This is a genomic window from Emticicia sp. CRIBPO (assembly GCF_009905725.1).
GTDB lineage: Bacteria > Bacteroidota > Bacteroidia > Cytophagales > Spirosomataceae > Leadbetterella.
The window spans coordinates 195,753-214,935 of the sequence record NZ_JAAAKV010000006.1; the positions used below are offsets into that span (position 1 = coordinate 195,753).

A 19,183-nucleotide genomic window follows, 5' to 3' on the forward strand; every position below is an offset into this window, starting at 1 on the left:
AAAGAACCGGGCATAATCTGCTCCTGGCTGTCCCTGAGGCACCTATTATAGTGTAAAATTGAAGACAACCACAAGGAAAAGTAGTTTAGGTTACTGATTTTCCAGGGGTTGCCTTCAATTAGAAATTGTATGGACTCGATTCGATTACTTACTTTTAACTAAAATAATCTATTTTTCTTCCTGCAGTGCAGACGCATTCACAAATCCCTCCGCAATGCCTGAAAGTACTGTATCAGCTTTTTTCTCTTCTTCCAATGTCTGGTCAAGCAGCTTCTGAGCTTCTTTATGCCCAAGAATACCCGCCAATGCCGCCAGTGTCCCATAGGAAGCAATTTCGTAATGTTCTACTTTTTGTGCTCCGGCGATAAGGGCCACATCTCTTACCATGCTTCCTTTTTCGGTGTCTTTGATAAGCTCATCGGCCTCTTCAGCAAGACCAGCCATCGCCACACATTTCTTTGCTTTTGCTTTCTCTCCGACAGCCACAAAAACTTCCTCGAGCCTCTTAACCTGGCCTTCGGTTTCTGTCCGGTGGCTTTCAAAGGCCGTCTTTAATTCTTCCGATGTAGCGGCACCAGCCAGTTTCTTCAGGTTTTTCACAAGGTCTTTCTCTGCCCAGTAAATATCCTGCAACTGTTCGTAAAATAAAGTTTGAAGGGCACTGTTTTCGTTAACTGGTGTAACCGGTTGGTTGGTTTTCATGGATGAATGATTTAATGGTGAATTATACTTACTGACCTAAAAACATCATTCCGGTAACTCACCTGCCTGCAAAGCACCTGAAGCTCTCATAAATAACTAATAATCAGAAAATTTGGGGAAGATTGGGAATTAAACAGCGTGTCCTGATACTACTGCAGGATAAAGAAGAGGTAAGGGTACTGAAAACGGCTGACAAGTCGGATGTAGCAAAAATGTACGGGCTTCCGGGCAAGATTAATTCGCCGAATCCCAGTCTCCTTCTTCCAGGCTGAAGAGTGCATCTACTTTTGTATCCAGCACAAAGGCTATCTTAAAAGCCAGCATTGTGGACGGCACATACCTGCCTATCTCAATCGAGTTGATGGTTTGCCTGGACACATTCACCTTGGTAGCCAGTTCTGCCTGCGTCATGTTGTTCCTCGCACGTTCAAGTTTAAGCAGATTTTTCATCAATTCTGTCCTGGTATTGAAGATAATAAAACAGCCCTAAGGCTATGGTTAACACAATGGATAAAGCCACATAAGCTGAAACAGACGGAGTGTACTTCCCTGAGTCAGGCTCTGCAGGACTCAAAAAGAAATAATTAATAAGGTGCGTAATGATCAGACCCGCGGGCACAGCCCAGGTCAGGGCTTTGAATTTATGATGATGGGTGCGTTCGTCATCTGTTTTTTCACTGGAAAAAAGGATGAAAGACAAGCCCCAGCACAGCAGCCCGGAAACCAGGTTAATGTCCCACAAATGATGCTCCCTGTACTTGACAAAGAAAGAATATATGCCCCATAAAATGAACAATATACCTATGATTTTAAACCTGGAAGAATACCAGAAAGTCCGTTGTTCTTTCATAAATGTAAGTTTTAATGTATTAAATGTACGCTAAACTTTACATAAATACAAGTAAACTTTACTTTTTAAACCTGTACAAGTAAGGGGCTTTGTTGGCTGCCCCGGTAAATTTTTTCTCCAGGCGTTCCAGTACATTCAGGTCCAGTATCTTTTTCTGGAAATTGTTGGGAGCAAAACGCTTGTCATATACTGCTTCGTACAACTCCAGCACATCCCGCATCGTAAAAGTGTCGGGCAGGAGATTAAATCCGATCAGTTTCTCGTCCAGGTTCTGGCGAAGTGCTGCCAAAGCATAATCCACCATTTCATTATGGTCTATGATCAGTTGTGGAAGCTCTTTGATATTATACCAGGCAATGGATTCATGAAAGTCGGTTTTCTGAGGCACTACTTTATTGATATCAACCAGTGCATAGTATCCGATCGAAACAAATCTTTTATAAAGCCAGTCCAGATCCAGCGTCTCCAGGATACCTTTATCCCTGAGCTCTCCTTCTATCATTTTCAGGCTTTCCAGCATCAGGTGATTTGATCGTTCAAGGCCTCCGAAAACCCTGAATTGCTGTAAAAAAATATCCTTCAGGCCAGTTCTTTCTTCTAAAATTCTCCGGGCAGCATGATCAATGCTTTCCTCGTGCATGATAAATCCCCCGGGTAAGCACCAATGGGCTTGCTTCAGGCTCAGCTTAGGGACCAGCACTTTAAGCTCGCCGTTGGCATACCCGAATATGACGCAGTCAACCGAGAGTTGTTGTATAAAATTATTTTTATCAAATATCTTCATCCTTTCCATCAGATTCAACCGTAATTCCGTTGATATCTTTAAAATTACCGTTCATAATCGATTAATAATCAAATATAAAAATTATTATCTTTTTTTTAGATAATAATAAAATCTATTTTCTACATTTGTTAGAGAAATGGTACTTTAAACCAACAAGATATTACAAAATGAAGAAAGTAGTACGGATTGTTTTGTGGTCAATACTGGGAATAGTGATTGTATTAGCCGGCTTAATGGCCGTTTTCATGTATAAAGTTAAAAACGGCTTCCCGGTTTCTTACGAAACAGAAGTTCCGGCCATCAACTTCCCGGCAAATCAACCCGCCGTCTTATTATTCTCCAAAACAACGGGCTTCAGGCACAGCGGTTCCATCGACGCTTCAAAACAGGTCATTGCCGGACTCGCGAAAAAGAACAATTGGTTTGTTTACGAAACAGAAGAAGGCGGGGTATTTAATCCTGACCAGCTGTCTAAATTCAGTACTGTTATTTTCGATAATTCTACGGGCGAGGTCATCAACGAAGAACAAAAAAGAGCCCTCGAAAAGTATGTGGAAAACGGCGGCAGCCTGGTGGGCATTCACGGCTCAGGCGACAACTCACACCATTGGGACTGGTATGTTAAGAACCTGCTCGGAGCCGAATTTTCTCATCACGCCATCACCAAGGATTTACAAAAAACCGATGTTCAGCTGGAAAGTAAAACAGACAGCCTGATCGCATCCCGGATTCCCCAAAAATGGAGTCATGCCGATGAATGGTACGTGTTTTTTGAAAACCCGAGAAAAAAAGGATTCAATATCGTCCTGACGATCAGCGGTGAGACCATCAATTCAAGCGGAAATATTCCTATCTTAGCTTCAGACAAAGATTTCGGCATGGGAAAAGACCACCCGGTGGCCTGGTACAAAACCACAGGTAAAGGAAAAACTTTCTATACCTCGATGGGACACGATGAAACCACCTGGAAAGATGAAAACTTTGTAAAACTCATTGAAAATGCCATTAAATGGACTCAAATAAAAATATAATTTAAACAATCAAAGCAAAATGAAAAAAGTAAGCCTTATTCTGTTCGTATTATTGTGTGGAATCGCTTTCAATGGCTTCTCACAGGCAACTCCCGGTTATTTCGAAGGAAAATGGAGTGTATTGATCAAAGAAACCCCTAACGGAGATGCTACTGTCCCAATGAGGTTTGAAACAAAAGACGGAAAAGTAAAAGGGTATTTCATAGGCCCGGATTCAAAAGACGAAACAGAAATGGCATCAGTGGAAATCAGTGGTGACCAGCTGACAGCCGCTTTTAACATCGCCAGCTATGACGTGACCCTCGTGATCACTAAAAAAGATGACGACAAAGCAGCAGGCAAACTGATGGACATGTTTGAAGTACAGGCCACCAGGGTAAAATAAGCATGACGCATACCACAAAAACGGCAGGCTGATTTCTCAGCCTGCCGTTTTTGTTTTTAAGGCCTCACTTGTCTTAATTCAGTACCAGAGTCAGAACTGAGGCAGGTGGGATCACAAAACTCTTCCCTTTGATCACCCCTTTCTTCAGGCTTGCTGACGCTGAAGTTACATAAACAGCTGCTTTTTGTCTTTTAAATACCTGAGGTATCGTCATTTTCTTTTCTTTATCTGAGGGATTGATCACCACCGTTACCACTTCAGTTTTGCTCCTGAACGCTGAAACCAACACCTCATTATCTTCAGATTTTGCTTCTATCCTCTCCATCCCAGGGCTGATAAACCTCGAATAATTGCCCAGTGCCCACATCAGTTTCGAGTCCATCACTTCCCCATCGAATTTATTGGCTTCATTCTCCCCCAGTTTCCCGTCTTTCGCCACATAGATCAGTCCATCTTTATAGTCATTGGCACTTACCGACAGCCACCAGTGCCATGCGGAAGCATTAGCCACCGTCAGGTCTGCGTGGATCACCTTAGCTACATAAAGGGCCGTTTTCATGCCAAGGTCCATTTTACCACCGTTGATTTCACCGGCATTATCACCCAGAATACAGTATTCAGATTGCCAGTAGCTCACCTGGTGAGTTTTGAGCTTTTGAGCCAGCTGTTCCCTTTTCCCGTTCAGTTGCGATACAGGAGAGGTCGTAAAGTAAGAATGCCCGCTGATGGCCGGTTCCAGTGTACTCAGGTTTCCGAGGTAATCCGGGCTTTTGGTATCAAAAAACGCTTCGATCTGCCGGTCTTGTCCCTGTTCACTCCTATTGGTTTTATCACCATATAAATAATCGATCTGGGCCGTTTCGGCTACCGATATCTTTGTTTTTATGTTTCTCTTTTTCAGCTCACCATCCAGTTTCCGCACCGCCCAGGCCAGATCTGCATTCTGAATGGGTGTACCTTCCTGCGAGCCGAATCCGGAGGATGATTTCGGGCCCCAGTCCCACTGAGGTTCATTAAACGGGCTGATGTAATCAAAGCGTAATTTCTCCGACACATCTGCCAGGAAGCGGCTAAAATCATCAATTTTTGTCTTATCAAAATTCCAGTCACCCAGCTTCCCGCTCGCAATGGCCAGGCCGTTTTTGGTCATGCTCACCGGGGCAGAATTCAGAAAACCGAGGGTGTAATTTACCCCGTATCTTTTTGCAGCGTCCAGAAACCACCGCTGACCCTGTTGCTTATTCCAGTCGTAGCCGTCTTTGGTGATAAAGCTTTCCGCCCTTCTCCATTCATTGGTGATCTTGCTCTCTTTCCCCTGCTCGGTACTCCCTGCACCGATATTAAACCTCCACATCGACAAGCCGATACCTTTGGGATTCCCCTCAGCGTCGGTTGCTTTACTGAACAACCATTCGGCGATCTTCTCCCGCTTATTTTCTGGGTAATATTTACCCACCATCTGCATCGACCAGCAATCGGACGCTCCGAAACTGTGCATAACCTGGTATTTTTTATCAGGATCAAGGTGAAGAGTCTGACTGAGAACAGGCAAAGAAAGCAGTGTGAGACCCAGAGACGCACTTAAGGCTTTTAAAGAAAGATTTGGCATAGTTATATCAACAGGTAAATGAAAGCTTAAAGATAAGGATTTCAGTTGAAGGGATAAGAAGTATGGCAACTTCATTAGCCAGGAATTTGTGCAAATGATTGCAATTTGAGTTCCGGGACCTATTTTGAAATATTCAAGCGATTGCATAAAATTAAATCCCCTGAAATGTCATTTTCACATTTAAAAATAAATTATTTATCTGCCTTTCTTTCCTTCTATCTTTGCTTCAACAATTTGATATTCAATTATTTAAAACAGGCAGCACAAGAAAAAACATACTTTCAGAAAACACCGGGAATCCATACCTGTTGAACCCAAAAAAACACAATAGAAATTCTTATATAAAAGCGGAAATGAAAACATTAAAATACTTAATGATAGATGACGACCTGGATGAACATGAAATTTTCCAGATGGCCCTGGTCTACATAGGTGAGCCTTTTCAGCATACCAGTAGCTTTAATGGCCTGGAGGCTCTCAATTCATTAAAATCTGACAACAAATATGTTCCTGACTTTATTTTTCTTGATTTGAATATCCCAATTGTCAACGGGAGGGAATGTCTTGAAAAAATCAAAAGGATTGAGTCTCTTCTGACGTCTAAAGTTATTATTTATTCGAACTCGACAGATGAAACAAACATCCGGGAAATGCAGTCGCTTGGGGCCACTCACTACATGAAAAAACCTGGCGGATTAGAAGAACTCGTCGTTAATTTATCCTTTTTACTTCAAAACAAGGATTTACCTTTTTTGTTAAACAAAAATCAGTGACAAAAGCGGGTTCACATGCCATTCATATCATTTAAGCCTTTCTCCTGCTTCTTCCATACCTTCTTTCTTTCAAGTATTGTTAGCCGAAAATCAGTTTTCGCCCTGAACAGCCGGGATCATTCCTGATCTGTGATTTTCTTTTTGTGTTTCATGCCCCAATCGGCCAGGGTCGAAATGATATCTTTCAGTGTCTTGCTGTATTCTGTCGGGATGTATTCCACTACTACGGGTTTCTGGTCGGCGTCCACATTTCTTTTGACCAGGCCATTGATCTCCAGGTCTTTCAATTCGCCGGAAAGTACCCTTGCCGAAATGCCTTTCAGGGTACGCTGCAAGTCGTTAAAACGCGTGTGTCCGCTCAGCAGGGCAATCATTACCCGCAGCGTCCATTTCCCGCCCAATACATACAAGGCATCTTCTGTTGCCGACAAATTTTTACTGCATTGTAACTCAGTAAAGGCCACTTTTTTATCCAGTATTTCTTCCATTTTTTACGAGGCACTAACCCAAATATTACTACTAACCTTTAGTTTACTACTAACTTTTTATTAGCAAATATACATAAGTTTGCAGCATCAAAAAAAATAAAAAATGAAAGCAATAAAAATTACGTATTACGCTACCACCGCACTGATATCTTTTGCCATGTTGTTCTCCACTTATGCTTATCTGACAAAGCCCGAGCTAAAGCAGGCCTTCCAGCACTTAGGTTTTCCGGATTACTTCAGGATAGAGCTGGCGATCGCTAAACTCCTGGCTGCCATTGCTCTCTGGGTCCCTGTCCGCCTCATCAAAGAAACCGCGTATATCGGGTTGGCCATCAGCTTTATTTCCGGGTTTATCGCACACCTCAACATGCAGGATTCCATCGGCCATACCCTCTACCCGGTGTTTGTCCTGGCGATACTGATCGTGTCTTACGTGACTTACACCAAAACAGCCAATAATTAACATTATCATCAAACTTCAATCATCATGAAAAAAGTACTGCATATCATCTCAAGCCCGCAAGGCGAGGGTTCCGTCAGCAAAAAACTCGGAAACACCATCATTGAAAAAATCCAGGCAAAATATCCCGGCAGCACCGTAAATGAACGTGACCTGACCTCAGACGTTTTTCCGCACCTGGACCAAATGCAGATCGGTTCCTGGTTTACACCCGCTCAAAACCACTCACCCGAACAGGCAGAAGCCGTTAAAATTTCAGAAGAAGCCATTGCTGAAATGCAGGAAGCAGACATTTATGTGATCGGTGCACCCTTCTACAATTTCGCCATCCCTTCTACCCTGAAAGCCTACCTCGACCATATTGTCAGACCCGGAATCACTTTCCGGTACAACGAAAACGGTCGACCGGAGGGCTTTCTGAAAAACAAAAAAGCCTACCTTGCCATTGCATCAAGCGGGGTTTATTCGGAAGGTGAGTTCCAGTCGTTTGATTTTGTCAGTCCTTATTTAAAATTCCTGCTGGGGCTTCTCGGCATTACAGATGTCAGTATTGTGCGGGCCGAAGGCTTAAGGATCGAAGGCATCAAAGAAACCGCTTTTGAAAAAGGGGTTCAAAGTATTGTGATTGATTAATAGTGAACAAAAAAGGGAGTTACAAGCTCTTGTAACTCCCTCCATATCCTTTCAGTACCCTATTTCTCCCAAACGTTATCCTTCACATTGTTGTCCGGAAAACGGCCGTTCGGATCAAGGGTAATCTTTCTGATTTTTCTTTTTCCGAAATTCAATTCAGCATTAAACGTACGGCTGCCGTTGAACCAAACCGACACCGGCCAGGTGACCACGGCCGTAGTGGCATCCAGCATTTTCGCATTTGATAGTGTTTTTATGGCGGGACCTTCCGTCTCAAATTCTACTTTCAATACCACCGGCGAAGGCATCTCTCCCGCCTGGTGTATGGTCACGATGGTTTTGTCTTTATCTGCCTTTACCTGCTGGATCGATCCGTTGACAGACTCAGTCGTAAACAACCAATAGTACCAGAACCAGTCGAGGTTTTGCCCCAGGGCATTGTTCATAAAAAACATATAATCCCACGGAGAAGGGTGCTTGAAACTCCACACTTTGGTGTATTCTTTCATGGCTTTGATCACTGCGTCGTCACCTACCACGCCACCCAGCATGGAAAGCATCAGGGGAGTCTTACCGTAAGTCTGGAAACGATAACCGTTACCGGCATCATTCGCACTCCACATCATCGGTGCCTCCTCTTCGTCTCCGCTCATCTGCCCGTACCGCTGACCAAGACCGTCCAGATTATAAGGCACACCCTTGCTGTCTGCAGCCGACAGGATATTCATATATTGATTAAAACCTTCGTCCATCCAGCCATAGCGGGTTTCATTAGTACCCACCACCATCGGCCACCACTGATGGGCCGTTTCATGGTCAGCCGCTCCCTGGTTGGAATTGATCACCATCGGGTATTCCATCCCCGCACTCGGCCCGTCCTGCAAGGTCATCTGCGGAAAAGGATACGGAGCCCACAGGGCAGAATAGTATTCCAGGGCATGGCGGGTGATGGCTCCCGCACGCTCAAAAAGTTTGGCTCTTTCGGGCAGATAAAACATATGGACGGGTATCGGCCCTTTTCCGGGGATCGTAGCCCGCGTCGCTTTCCAGACAAACTTTCCGGCGGTAGCCCAGGCAAAATCATTCACTTTATCGGCCGCAAAATGCCAGGTGAGCTGATCACCCGCAGCGGTGGCCTTTCCCGGACCGGCCTCATCCTCTCCTACTATGGTGATTTCGTCATTCGAATTCAAAACTGTCGCCAGTCTTTTTCTGGCTGTTTCTGTCAGCACTTCTTCCGGATTCTGCAACACACCCGTACCGCTGACCAGCCAACCGGCCGGCACTGTGATGCGGACATCAAACTTACCGAAGTTATTAAAAAACTCCGCCGGCCCCAGGTACGGACTGGTTTCCCAGCCTCTCATATCGTCGTATTTGGCCAGACGCGGAAACCACTGTGTCGGTTGAAAAAGTCTGTCATCAAAACGCTGTGTCATCCGGTGCCCTCTGCCGTTCGGGCCACCAGGCAGTTTGGTATGCCAGGCAATCTCCAGCTCAGTCTTTGTTCCTGCCTTCACGGGCTCTTTGAGTACAATGGTCGCGATGGTGCGGTTCAGATCCCTTACGGTGGTTTGTGCAGGGGTAGCCGCCTCCCTTCCCACGGGGGCAGGCAACGTCAGGTCTATTTCCTTTCCGGCTACTTTGACGGCTGTCACCACCATTCCTTCCGTGGCCTCAGCGGGCGTTGAACCTCCACGCGGCACATCGGCCCGGAAAACATTATGGTCGAGGCGTAAGACAAGGGTTTTCAGATCGTCCTTGCTGTTGTTATGCACCAGTATTTTCTCTGTACCGGTGATGGTCTGTGTAGCCGGATCCAGACTCGCCTGAATGTTAAAGTCGGTTTCCAACTGCCAGTAAGCCGGGCCCGGTTTACCAGAAAAATCACGCGTGCCTGCGGCAAAGGCCTTGCGGATGGCGTTGGTCATCGGCACATCCTGCCGGATGCTCCGCCTGCTGGTTTCAATTGTTGATCGTTGAGAAACGGGAGTATTTTGCTGGGCAAAAACCGTTGATGAAATAAGTAATAAAGCTCCGAACAGAGGTCTCATAAAAATGATCTGGTTTAAGTAGACCCTAACTTAGTGAATAAATGGAGATGGGGCAAGGGGAAAGTGTGGGGAGGGGAGAGATAGTATAAAAGAATATAAAAAAGTAAGAAATAACATCAAAGGCCACACTTCAAAAAATGAGAGGTTTTAACGATGGGTATTTGATTTCACAGCATGATCCTGAACTATGGGAAGCGATTTCGAACGTAAATGGTCAAAAGACCGGCTTAATGGGATGAGTGACGGCAGAAGTCAGTTCATGAATGATCAGCTGAAAGAAAAGAGGCCTTCTTGGCTAAAAAGTGAGAAATCTTCTAAAATAGAGTCATCGCCTGAGAAGTCAGAAGGTAAGGATATCCAACCAGAAAGATGATTCACTCAATTAAATAAGGTTTCATTTAAAATTCTTCATTACATTTAATTCTATCGAACAAAGTAGTGAACTCGTTTCTACAGAGCAAATTTGGTTAACAACTAACTCCGTTTGGTTACACCCGTGTTTAGAATTTCCGCCACCTTCGTACCGCTGATATAAAAGCATATCTTCAAAGGATCCAGGAATAAAATTAGAATACAGTTTTGAAAAAAGAAGAAAACACGCCCCTTAAATTCAACTCTCTTTCGGAGCTGCACAAGACGTTGGGCTTGCCTAAACCATTACACCCGATGATCACACTGAATAACTATGGAGACATATCGGCTCCCTATGAAGTTTTAAGAAGATCAATGGCTTTGGATTTCTACAAGATTTCCTACAAAACTCTCCCAAATGGCAGATTAAGGTATTGACAGCAATATTATGACTTTGTTGAAGGTGGCTTGTCTTTTGTTTCTCCCAACCAAGTTCTTGCCGGTTTCTCGTACATTTTTAACCTGTAAAGCATTGATTTAAAGCACAAATCCGAATTCTTAAATTGCAAATCGACTTATGAGAAATTGCCCGTTTTAAAACCGTAATTTTGTCAAATTAAATGTTGATCATTTCGCTCAATAAAATTTCACTATTAAAGATAAAAAATGTCCCCAGAAAAAAATACGCAAGAAAAAACCAGGCTTCACCCTCGAAATAAAAATCGCGACAGATATGACCTTTCCGCTTTAATTAAAATTGAACCCGAATTAAAAAATTTCATCAAACCCAATAAATTTGGCGAAGATTCAGTAGAATTTTCTGACTCAAAAGCTGTGAAATTGCTCAACAAAGGATTGCTAAATCATTATTATGGGATTAAAAATTGGGATTTCCCTGATGGAAATTTATGTCCGGCAATTCCGGGTCGTGCAGATTATTTGCATTTTGCAGCAGATATGTTGGCACAAAGTAATTTCGGAGCACTTCCTGCGGGAAAACAAATCAACGTTTTAGATATCGGAATTGGAGCAAGCTGCATCTACCCTATTATCGGCGTTACCGAATATGATTGGAATTTCGTAGGTTCAGATATTGATGAAAATTCGATTTCATCAGCAAAAAAAATTATCGAATCCAATGATAATTTGAAAAACAAAATTGAATTGCGATGGCAAGAAAACAAAAATTCTATTTTTTCAGGAATTATTAATGGTGAAGATCGGTTTGACTTAACGATTTGTAATCCGCCTTTTCATGCAACTCCGGAAGAAGCTGAAAAAGGTTCTCGCCGAAAAGTCACCAATCTTCGTGGCAAAAAAACCAAAACCATCGAACTTAATTTTGCAGGAATCAGCAATGAGTTAATTTGCGATGGTGGCGAATCGGCTTTTATTGGCAAAATGATGACCGAAAGTGCGAAATTTGCTCAAAATTGTTACTGGTTTTCGACTTTAGTTTCAAAAAAATCGAATTTAAAAAGTATTTACAAAACCCTGAATGATTTGGAAGTGACGCAACTAAAAACCATTCCGTTGACAACTGGCAACAAATCTTCCCGTATTATTGCCTGGAGTTTTTTGTCGAAAGGAGATCAGTTGAAATGGCGAAATTCGAAATGGAAATAAAATTTCTTGCGGATATACATCACATCTAACCAAAGGTAATCTGGCAAAAGATAGGCAACTAGGGGTAAGAAACTCTCCAAATGTCGTTTTTCTTACAAACTAAAAAAATACAACATGCTCCACAACTTTTCGACTTGATCCAGAAATGTTTGACCTATGTTTGACCCAGAAACTTTAGACATGAAAAAAGGGAGTCACATTTACATGTAACTCCCTCATTATCAGTACCGGGGACGGGAATCGAACCCGTACGAGCGTTTCGGCTCACAGGATTTTAAGTCCTGCGTGTCTACCAGTTCCACCACCCCGGCGGGTGGTTTACCCTCCGAAAAAAAAAGCCCCTATCTAGGGGACTTTTCGTTTCTGAGCAGAAGACGGGTCTCGAACCCGCGACCTTAACCTTGGCAAGGTTACGCTCTACCAACTGAGCTACTTCTGCTTGTCGCCATCCGTTCGTCGAATGTGGGTGCAAAGATAGACTTAGTTTTTTTACGTGTCAAGTCTATTCCAAAAAAAAATCAATTTATTTTATCCCCATGGGAATTCTTTGAGGCAGGAGTGCTACTTTTGCCTAAATTTTACTCCCAGTTATGAACAGAACCATAGATTTCTCAAAAAGCCCCGACGGACTCGTGCCCGCCATCATCCAGGATGAACTCACCGGAAAAGTGCTGATGCTCGGTTACATGAATCATGAGGCCCTTGAGAAAACTACACAGGAAGGCCGCGTCACCTTTTTCAGCCGCAGCAAACAACGCCTCTGGACCAAAGGAGAAACCTCAGAAAACTTCCTGAATGTAAAAGATATTTCGGTAGACTGTGACAATGACACCCTGCTCATTAAAGTCAGTCCTGACGGCCCTACGTGCCACACAGGCGACGATACCTGCTGGGGTGAGGGTAACGACGGGAAAGTACTTTTCATTAACCACCTAAAGCACATCATCCGCGGACGCAAGAATAATCCTACGGATCAGTCTTACACAAGCTCGCTGTTTAAAAAGGGAGTCAACAAGATTGCCCAGAAAGTGGGTGAAGAGGCCGTGGAGCTGGTCATCGAAGCAAAAGACAACAACAAGGAATTGTTTTTGGGCGAAGCCGCTGATTTATTATTCCATTATCTTATATTGCTTGAAGAAAAAAACATCGACCTCGACGAGGTCATCGATACCTTGATTTCAAGACACAAAAAATAACATTAGCTATGATCAATTACCTGATTCGCCTGGCCATTTGCGGAGCCGTGGTTTACCTCATTCCCAATTATCTGAAGGATATTTATGTAGACAGCTATGTAACGGCCTTTATCGTGGCCTTTGCCATGAGTTTACTCAATAACTTCGTCAAACCGGTCCTCAACCTCATCGCCATACCGATCACGATCCTGACGCTGGGATTGTTTTATTTCGTCATCACCGTGCTGATGGTCTATATCTGCGATTTCCTGATTGATGGATTCTCTGTAAGTGGCTTTATTAATCCACTTATATTCAGCTTTTTGTTATCTATTGTCAACAGCATTGTCGGAGCATTTCAGGAATAGTGAGGATGTATAAATTAACAGGCAGTTTACTGATCGGCATTTTGTTCTGGGGTTGTTCCAATTCAGCCCCGGTTGATTTGGGCAGTTTCGACGTTGAAGGCTTCAGAAGTGATCGTGGTGGTTGTGAAAACAAAAGGGAAGCTTTACAGTCAGACCTAAAAGCCATCAAAGACAAACTGCTGGGTCTTTCCGAAAACCAGACCATAAAAGCCCTGGGCCGTTACGATTACCAGATCCTGGACCGTAAAAACGAGAAGGTGTTTATCTATTTCCTGGAAAAAGGGCCGCAATGCGAGCATATACAAAATCCTTCTTCAGCCCTCACCATGGCCGTTTATCTGAACTCTGTCAGCCTGGTTAAAGAAGTTACTTTTCAGAACGGAAAACCTTAAGGACTATTTGACGGGCAGACAGTATTTGTCATACAGTGCCTTGGCTTTTGACTGCTCCAGGAATATCAGTTGCTGATAATCCTTGCAGGCTTCATCCTTCTTTTTCAATATCATGTAAGTGGCCGCCCTTTGAAAATAAGCATTGATATTCAATGGATTATAACCAATGGCTTTGGTATAATTCTGCTCGGCAAGCCTGTATTGCTTGTATTCAAAAAAGCCTTGTCCGGCAGAATAATATTCATCAGAATACGCCACAGAATCGACCTCGATATTGGCCGTGGCGTTCTCATCCGTCCATCCGAGGTTAAGGTCATATTCTACTTCGACGGTTACTTTCTCTCCCAGGTATTCGGCCGGAATCCATTTGCCTTTGGTCAGGTAAACGGAGTTGATGAGCTTCTTGTCGAATTTTTCATTGGAACTGGCCACTACCCTTACGCCGGTTATTTCCCCGGTTTTGGTCACGACAAAACGCACCACGAAACCTCCTTTTCTGAACTCAGAAAAATCAAACTTCTCCACGATAAAATCAAGCGGGGAACGGTGGCTATCCACAAACAAAGGTTCGATTTTACCCGGTTCAAAAATATAGACTTCGTCGCCGTTTTTGGCGACGTAGGATTGCGGGGTGAAAGTAAGGTCATTCAGTTTTTTCAGCACGAACTTCAGGTTCAGCGGCTCCTGGTTATCCGCACTGACAAGCTGATCAGCCACAAATGAAACCTCATCTATCGACTTGATTTTGAGTGACATGCCGCCCCAGGTAATGACACTGTCTTTCAACTTGAAAGCCTGTCTGTGGGTCTTACTGTTGAGCGTAATCAGCACACTGTCAGATGGCAGGATACGCATATCAAACTTGGTCTGTTTGACTTCCGGATCAAAAATTTTACTGCCGTCAACCAGCTTGATATCGGTCAGGGTCCAGTTCCCTGTCAGTTTTTTCTTTAAACCTGTTTGAGAAAAAGCAGAATTAAGACAAAAGAAGGCTATAAGAAAAGCAAGTTTGTTCATTTAATGTTATTTAAATATTTTCTGGTGTACTCCACCCAATCATATTCATTATCAGGAATAATAACGTCAGGTTTCAGTCCTATATTATCAATAGGCTGGCCTGGTAAACGCGAACTCAGGGCAAGAGCAAAAGCCAGTCTCCATCCAAAACAAGGCATTCCGAGATCTCTGACTTCTATGTAATCGGCAAGACCTTTCGTGTTTTGCCCCATAATGATGGTCTTTGTGCTTTGCTTTGATTCCAGACTAACGCTTTCAGCTGTGCTGGCTGTGTTTTTGTTGACTAAAATTACAACTTTTTGAGGATTATTCTGATTTTGTGGAAAAGAAAATGTTTTATCAGGCCCGTCTACCATTTGCCCCATATTACTTTCAATTTTTCTGACCACAGTTCTCAGTTTGGGTTCTAGGGTTTCCCTGAACTGGGGATAGGCCTGGATGGATTTCAGCTCGTGTGTCAGCAAAATCAGGTTTTCCTGGCTGGCCCTGAATTTACCGCCTTTCCTGGTGATAGCCCCCTGTGCGATGTAAGGGAATAAGGGCGTAAAAGCATTTTCATCTCCACCCGGATTGTTCCTGAGGTCTATGATCAGGTTTTTAGACGAAGTAATCAATGCGGCGTTTCTTGTCACAAGCTCACTTACATACTGCTCGGCATTGGGAAGTGTAAAAGGGGGCAGCACAATGAGGGTATTGTTCGAATCCAGTTTTTCGACCCTGTAATCCGGAATCCTGTGCATGAGGTCATCATCAGACACCGGCACGGCAGGAACGGGATGTATTTTGGCAAATTTATAAATACCATCCATTACCAGTATGTTCTTTACCAGCTTGCTGAAAGTGGCTTCTCCCGTAAAATCCGCATAATAATAAACGGACCTGAACCGCCCCGGACTCAGTTCAAACAACTCGAACTTCGTTTTTCCGGCCACCCACATGTTATCTCTTTTTGAAAGCAGAAACCCATTAAATTTACCGGCTGTTTTTTCGTCCCTGACAATACCCAGGCGATATGACTGATCGTCACTTTCCCAGATGCCTTCCACTTCATTCAGCTTGCCGGTGTTGGTGTTCAGATAATTGAGAAAAGGCAGCTCCGTGGTGTATTTCTGAACGGGAATCTTGGCAGCCCTGGCCAGGACCAGTTCCTGGGGCTCATTCTCTTCTATCTGTACCTGTGTATTGATAAAAAGGTGGCCGTCCTGGAAGAAATCGGTCCATTCCTTTAAGATTTTATAGCATGTCTTCGGATCGGTTGACGTCAGCGATTTCTCCCTGACTTTCTGACTCAGGGCATCAAAAGCAGCCTGATTACCAGGATTGACCTTGATGGTCCAGCCCGCATAATTGTCCCTGATCTTCTGATACATTTCCTCAAAGTTCTTCCGGCAATTACACTCCTGTTGAGCAAAAACCCTCCCTGAAAAAAGAAGCAGCAGCAATAAAAATTGTTTATTCATATAAATCTTTCACTTATTATGCTGAACACTCACCAATTTCATGCCTGTTTTTCAGGATTTAAAGATTTTCTTCTCCGGGCAGCTCCAGGTACTGGATCGGAGCAATCGCATTACCGGCAATCCCCTTGATACTTCCGTACATGTCTATGGTATTACCGATCACCCTTTCGATCTGTATCTCTCTTTCTTTCCAGATCCTTTGCATAGATCTTTTCTCCCTGTCCAGCTCCGTTTTGAGGTTCGAAAACCCTTCTACAATGGCTTCCATCTGCTGACGGAATTGTGAGCTTGTCAGGAAATTATAGAGCATTGCCATTTTATCAGCCTTGTTTTCTTCAGAAGAACGCACCAACTGGCTTCTCAGTAAAATCTGGCGAAGCACAAACACCAACCCATTCACCTCCTGGTAAGTACAGATCCAGACCCCGTCTTTCTGCCCGAACCTGTCCATGTCCTTAGGCATGGTCTGGGTCACCAAAACCGCGATTTCAGCCCCTACTCCCCGCTGATCTTCTTTCAGTTTATCTATCCAGTCGGCAGAGAAATTCTGTGTTCTTTTGCTTTCAAAAATAATCTTGCCGCAGGTCTGTCCAAACTCGTTGACCACTGTCTGCACACAATCCGCTCCCCTGATGCCCTTACCGACCTCCTCAATGAGGTCATAAATGTAGGTTTTACGCAGGATTTCTTCGAGACCCAACTCCTGTACTTCCCCTTGCAGCTGCATAGAACCCTGCTCAGCTTTCCGCTGCATTTCCTTCACGAGGTTCATCTGGTTTTCGAGTTTCTTTTCGTACTCTTTCTTGACCAGTTCAAACTCCTCATCCTTCCGTTTTTTGGCAGCCTCCTCTATTTCTTTGGCCCTTTCTATCATTTGCTTCTCCAGTTGCAGCTTCATCTGCTCCTGCTGGGTCTTCAGCTCATTTTCTTTCCTGAGCAGGTCGAGTTCTTTTAGCTGAGCTTCTTTGATTTGCTTTTGCTTGCTTTCGTTATCTTCTCTCAGGGCCTGCAGCTGGGCTGAGTTTTTCTCTTCGGCCTTTTTCAGGGCTTCCGACTGGGCGATGGCCCACATTTTCTTTTTCTCTTCCTGTTCAAACTGCCGTTTTTCTTCCTGCAGCTGTTTCTTGATTTCTTCCAGTTTGGTGGCGTTCAAACGCTCCTGCTCCTCCATCCTCTTTTTGAATTCTATGTCAAGATGCTTTTGCAATGCTTCACCGGCATCAAAAACATGGCCGCAGTTGGGACAGGTGGTTTGATTTGTCTTCATGATAATAAATGCTGTTTTAAAAATGAGGGGAGTCGTGAAGAAAGCAGGGGCGATGACCGCCCCTGCCTGAAAAATATTTTATGCGTACGCTTCTGCTGTCTGTTTCTGAGTGCCAAGTCCTTCAATACCCAGTTCTACCACGTCACCCGGTTTAAGATAGGTCGGCGGTTTTAAACCAAGGCCCACACCGGCAGGCGTTCCGGTAGAAATCACATCACCCGGTAAAAGGGTCATGAAATTGCTCAGGTAACTCACCACAAACGGCACATTGAAGATCATGTCGTTGGTGTTTGAATCCTGTAGCCTTTTGCCGTTCAGGTCAAGCCAAAGGTGCAGGCTGTTCGGATCAGCGATTTCGTCTTTAGTGGCCAGGAATGGTCCGAGCGGAGCAAAAGTATCACATGATTTACCTTTCACCCACTGTCCGCCCCTTTCTATCTGGAATTCTCTTTCGCTGTAATCATTATGAACGCAATATCCGGCAATATAATCAAACGCTTCACTTTCTTCTATATAACTTGCTTTTTTACCGATCACTATAGCCAGCTCCACTTCCCAGTCTGTTTTGACAGAATTTCTCGGAATCACCACATTGTCGTTCGGCCCTACCAGAGCAGAAGTAGCTTTAAAGAACACTACAGGCTCTTTCGGAATATCAGCTCCTGATTCAACGGCGTGTTTGGCATAATTCAAACCGATGCAAATGATTTTGGACGGACGTGCCACACAGGAAGCCAGTCTTTCGCTCTCTCCTACTTCAGGAGCAGAGCTGCCGTTTTCAGCTACCCATTTTTCAAGCCTGGCCAGACCGTCAGTGGCGAAAAACTTCTCATTAAAGTCCTCTCCGAATGCCGAAACACTGATTTTCTTTCCCGACTCGAGGATTACGCCCGGCTTTTCGTTGTCCGGATTACCATATCTGAATAATTTCATTTTCTGTTATTTTTGAATAAATGTATTGCTTAATTATTGAGTTTGACAAAACCGCCGTCAATCAGATAGTCAGCTCCCGTGATAAACGAAGCTTCATCCGAGGCCAGGTAAACTGCCAGTCCGGCAATCTCCTCAGGTTTGGCCATGCGACCGATCGGCTGGGTTTTTGATAGCTTATCAAACATCTCTTTCTCTTGTCCCGGATACGTTTTCTTTAAAAATCCGTCTACAAAAGGCGTGTGTACCCTGGCCGGGGAAATGCTGTTGCATCTGATACCGTCCTTAAGAAAATCTTTAGCTACCGACAAGGTCATGGTGAATATCGCCCCTTTGCTGACAGAATACGCAAACCTGTCAGGAATACCGACGGTAGCGGCTATGGAGGCCATGTTGATGATCACCCCGCCACCATTGTCTATCATATGAGGTAACACACAATGGATGCAGTTGTAAACGCCTTTGATGTTGACAGAATAAATCCGGTCCAGGTCTTCTTCAGTAGTGGTTTCAGCTGTTCCGATGTGGGCAATACCTGCATTATTCACGAGGATATTGATGGGCTGGATGGTGTTGATCTTATCAATTTTACGCTTCACGTCCGCCTGTTTAGACACATCCACCTTATGACAGAAAGCTTTTCCGCCGTTGGCATTGATCAGATCGGCTTCACGCTCAGCCAGATCAATATTCAATTCAAAAATATGAACCGTGGCCCCCTGCCTGGCAAAGAGTCTTGAGATTTCCAGTCCTATACCACTGGCACCACCTGTGATGACCGCTACTTTCTTATTTAATTTAAACATTTTCCGGATTTACTTATTTGAT

At 44.0% G+C, this 19,183-nt stretch carries 22 protein-coding genes and 2 tRNA genes; 10 read left to right on the top strand and 14 right to left on the bottom strand.

Translation table 11 applies throughout. The features are described 5' to 3' along the window. Nucleotides 1–168: 168 nt before the first annotated feature. The 4 genes from GVN16_RS13960 to GVN16_RS13975 all read right to left on the bottom strand — a co-directional run bounded on the left by GVN16_RS13960 (nt 169) and on the right by GVN16_RS13975 (nt 2,336). Nucleotides 169–702 carry a ferritin-like domain-containing protein gene (locus tag GVN16_RS13960; RefSeq protein WP_166564519.1) on the bottom strand — a complete coding sequence of 178 codons (534 nt, stop codon included), beginning with the start codon at nt 700–702 and terminating at the stop codon, nt 169–171. Nucleotides 703–936: 234 nt separating this feature from the next. Further along, complete coding sequence (locus tag GVN16_RS13965; RefSeq protein ID WP_166564520.1) at nt 937–1,152, bottom strand: helix-turn-helix transcriptional regulator; 216 nt, start codon at nt 1,150–1,152, stop codon at nt 937–939. Beyond that, entirely contained in the window at nt 1,136–1,552 is a 417-nt protein-coding gene (locus GVN16_RS13970; protein WP_166564521.1) for a hypothetical protein, read from the bottom strand. Before GVN16_RS13970 ends, GVN16_RS13965 begins: the two co-directional genes overlap by 17 nt. A gap of 58 nt (nt 1,553–1,610) precedes the next feature. Further along, nucleotides 1,611–2,336, bottom strand: coding sequence for an NrtR DNA-binding winged helix domain-containing protein (locus GVN16_RS13975; RefSeq protein WP_166564522.1), 726 nt, complete (start codon nt 2,334–2,336; stop codon nt 1,611–1,613). Between the two features lie 167 nt (nt 2,337–2,503). On the opposite strand from GVN16_RS13975, the gene GVN16_RS13980 reads away from it, so the two are divergent. Then, nucleotides 2,504–3,367, top strand: coding sequence for a ThuA domain-containing protein (locus GVN16_RS13980; RefSeq protein WP_166564523.1), 864 nt, complete (start codon nt 2,504–2,506; stop codon nt 3,365–3,367). Between the two features lie 19 nt (nt 3,368–3,386). Then, on the top strand, nt 3,387–3,752 hold the full coding sequence (locus GVN16_RS13985; protein WP_166564524.1) for a hypothetical protein: 366 nt from the start codon (nt 3,387–3,389) through the stop codon (nt 3,750–3,752). Nucleotides 3,753–3,825: 73 nt separating this feature from the next. Here GVN16_RS13985 and GVN16_RS13990 read toward each other — a convergent pair whose 3' ends face one another. After that, complete coding sequence (locus GVN16_RS13990) at nt 3,826–5,361, bottom strand: glycoside hydrolase (protein WP_166564525.1); 1,536 nt, start codon at nt 5,359–5,361, stop codon at nt 3,826–3,828. 353 nt (nt 5,362–5,714) lie between these two features. Here GVN16_RS13990 and GVN16_RS13995 point away from each other — a divergent pair, with 353 nt between their 5' ends. Beyond that, a complete protein-coding gene (locus tag GVN16_RS13995; RefSeq protein WP_166564526.1) occupies nt 5,715–6,134 on the top strand; it encodes a response regulator in 420 nt (139 codons plus the stop codon). A 116-nt stretch (nt 6,135–6,250) separates the two neighbouring features. Here GVN16_RS13995 and GVN16_RS14000 read toward each other — a convergent pair whose 3' ends face one another. Further along, nucleotides 6,251–6,622, bottom strand: a complete 372-nt coding sequence (locus tag GVN16_RS14000; protein WP_166564527.1) for a helix-turn-helix domain-containing protein — start codon at nt 6,620–6,622, stop codon at nt 6,251–6,253. Nucleotides 6,623–6,725: 103 nt separating this feature from the next. On the opposite strand from GVN16_RS14000, the gene GVN16_RS14005 reads away from it, so the two are divergent. Together GVN16_RS14005 and GVN16_RS14010 are read left to right on the top strand one after the other, a co-directional pair. Beyond that, nucleotides 6,726–7,085, top strand: coding sequence for a DoxX family protein (locus GVN16_RS14005; RefSeq protein WP_166564528.1), 360 nt, complete (start codon nt 6,726–6,728; stop codon nt 7,083–7,085). Nucleotides 7,086–7,109: 24 nt separating this feature from the next. Further along, nucleotides 7,110–7,715: an FMN-dependent NADH-azoreductase gene (locus GVN16_RS14010; RefSeq protein WP_166564529.1), complete on the top strand. Its 606-nt coding sequence runs from the start codon at nt 7,110–7,112 to the stop codon at nt 7,713–7,715. A 59-nt stretch (nt 7,716–7,774) separates the two neighbouring features. On the opposite strand, the gene GVN16_RS14015 is transcribed toward GVN16_RS14010, so the two are convergent. Beyond that, nucleotides 7,775–9,769 carry a M1 family metallopeptidase gene (locus GVN16_RS14015; RefSeq protein ID WP_166564530.1) on the bottom strand — a complete coding sequence of 665 codons (1,995 nt, stop codon included), beginning with the start codon at nt 9,767–9,769 and terminating at the stop codon, nt 7,775–7,777. A gap of 187 nt (nt 9,770–9,956) precedes the next feature. Here GVN16_RS14015 and GVN16_RS14020 point away from each other — a divergent pair, with 187 nt between their 5' ends. Both GVN16_RS14020 and rlmF read left to right on the top strand, forming a co-directional pair. Further along, entirely contained in the window at nt 9,957–10,142 is a 186-nt protein-coding gene (locus GVN16_RS14020; protein WP_166564531.1) for a hypothetical protein, read from the top strand. 644 nt (nt 10,143–10,786) lie between these two features. Further along, the gene (gene rlmF, locus GVN16_RS14025; RefSeq protein WP_166564532.1) at nt 10,787–11,746 is read left to right on the top strand and encodes a 23S rRNA (adenine(1618)-N(6))-methyltransferase RlmF; all 960 of its coding nucleotides are present in this window, start codon (nt 10,787–10,789) and stop codon (nt 11,744–11,746) included. A gap of 225 nt (nt 11,747–11,971) precedes the next feature. On the opposite strand, the gene GVN16_RS14030 is transcribed toward rlmF, so the two are convergent. Both GVN16_RS14030 and GVN16_RS14035 read right to left on the bottom strand, forming a co-directional pair. Further along, nucleotides 11,972–12,057 (bottom strand) — tRNA-Leu (locus tag GVN16_RS14030). Nucleotides 12,058–12,112: 55 nt separating this feature from the next. Beyond that, nucleotides 12,113–12,185: transfer RNA gene (locus GVN16_RS14035), tRNA-Gly, on the bottom strand. A 151-nt stretch (nt 12,186–12,336) separates the two neighbouring features. Between GVN16_RS14035 and hisIE the strand changes: the two genes are divergently transcribed. The 3 genes from hisIE to GVN16_RS14050 are packed head-to-tail and all read left to right on the top strand — an operon-like array spanning nt 12,337 to nt 13,681. Next, nucleotides 12,337–12,942 carry a bifunctional phosphoribosyl-AMP cyclohydrolase/phosphoribosyl-ATP diphosphatase HisIE gene (gene hisIE, locus GVN16_RS14040; protein WP_166564533.1) on the top strand — a complete coding sequence of 202 codons (606 nt, stop codon included), beginning with the start codon at nt 12,337–12,339 and terminating at the stop codon, nt 12,940–12,942. Nucleotides 12,943–12,950: 8 nt separating this feature from the next. After that, nucleotides 12,951–13,289, top strand: coding sequence for a phage holin family protein (locus GVN16_RS14045; RefSeq protein ID WP_166564534.1), 339 nt, complete (start codon nt 12,951–12,953; stop codon nt 13,287–13,289). 5 nt (nt 13,290–13,294) lie between these two features. Then, on the top strand, nt 13,295–13,681 hold the full coding sequence (locus GVN16_RS14050) for a hypothetical protein (protein WP_166564535.1): 387 nt from the start codon (nt 13,295–13,297) through the stop codon (nt 13,679–13,681). Between the two features lie 3 nt (nt 13,682–13,684). Here the strand turns inward: GVN16_RS14050 and GVN16_RS14055 are convergent, their stop codons facing one another. From GVN16_RS14055 to GVN16_RS14075, 5 genes are all read right to left on the bottom strand, one after another. Then, nucleotides 13,685–14,698, bottom strand: coding sequence for an energy transducer TonB (locus tag GVN16_RS14055; RefSeq protein ID WP_166564536.1), 1,014 nt, complete (start codon nt 14,696–14,698; stop codon nt 13,685–13,687). Continuing rightward, complete coding sequence (locus tag GVN16_RS14060; protein ID WP_166564537.1) at nt 14,695–16,158, bottom strand: S41 family peptidase; 1,464 nt, start codon at nt 16,156–16,158, stop codon at nt 14,695–14,697. The genes GVN16_RS14055 and GVN16_RS14060 overlap by 4 nt, the downstream gene beginning before the upstream one ends. Before the next feature lie 58 nt (nt 16,159–16,216). Then, on the bottom strand, nt 16,217–17,425 hold the full coding sequence (locus tag GVN16_RS14065; protein WP_166564538.1) for a DUF2130 domain-containing protein: 1,209 nt from the start codon (nt 17,423–17,425) through the stop codon (nt 16,217–16,219). A 78-nt stretch (nt 17,426–17,503) separates the two neighbouring features. Beyond that, nucleotides 17,504–18,358, bottom strand: coding sequence for a fumarylacetoacetate hydrolase family protein (locus tag GVN16_RS14070; RefSeq protein ID WP_166564539.1), 855 nt, complete (start codon nt 18,356–18,358; stop codon nt 17,504–17,506). Nucleotides 18,359–18,387: 29 nt separating this feature from the next. Beyond that, nucleotides 18,388–19,161 (bottom strand): SDR family NAD(P)-dependent oxidoreductase, encoded by a 774-nt coding sequence (locus GVN16_RS14075; protein ID WP_166564540.1) that lies wholly within the window; start codon nt 19,159–19,161, stop codon nt 18,388–18,390. Nucleotides 19,162–19,183: the final 22 nt, after the last annotated feature.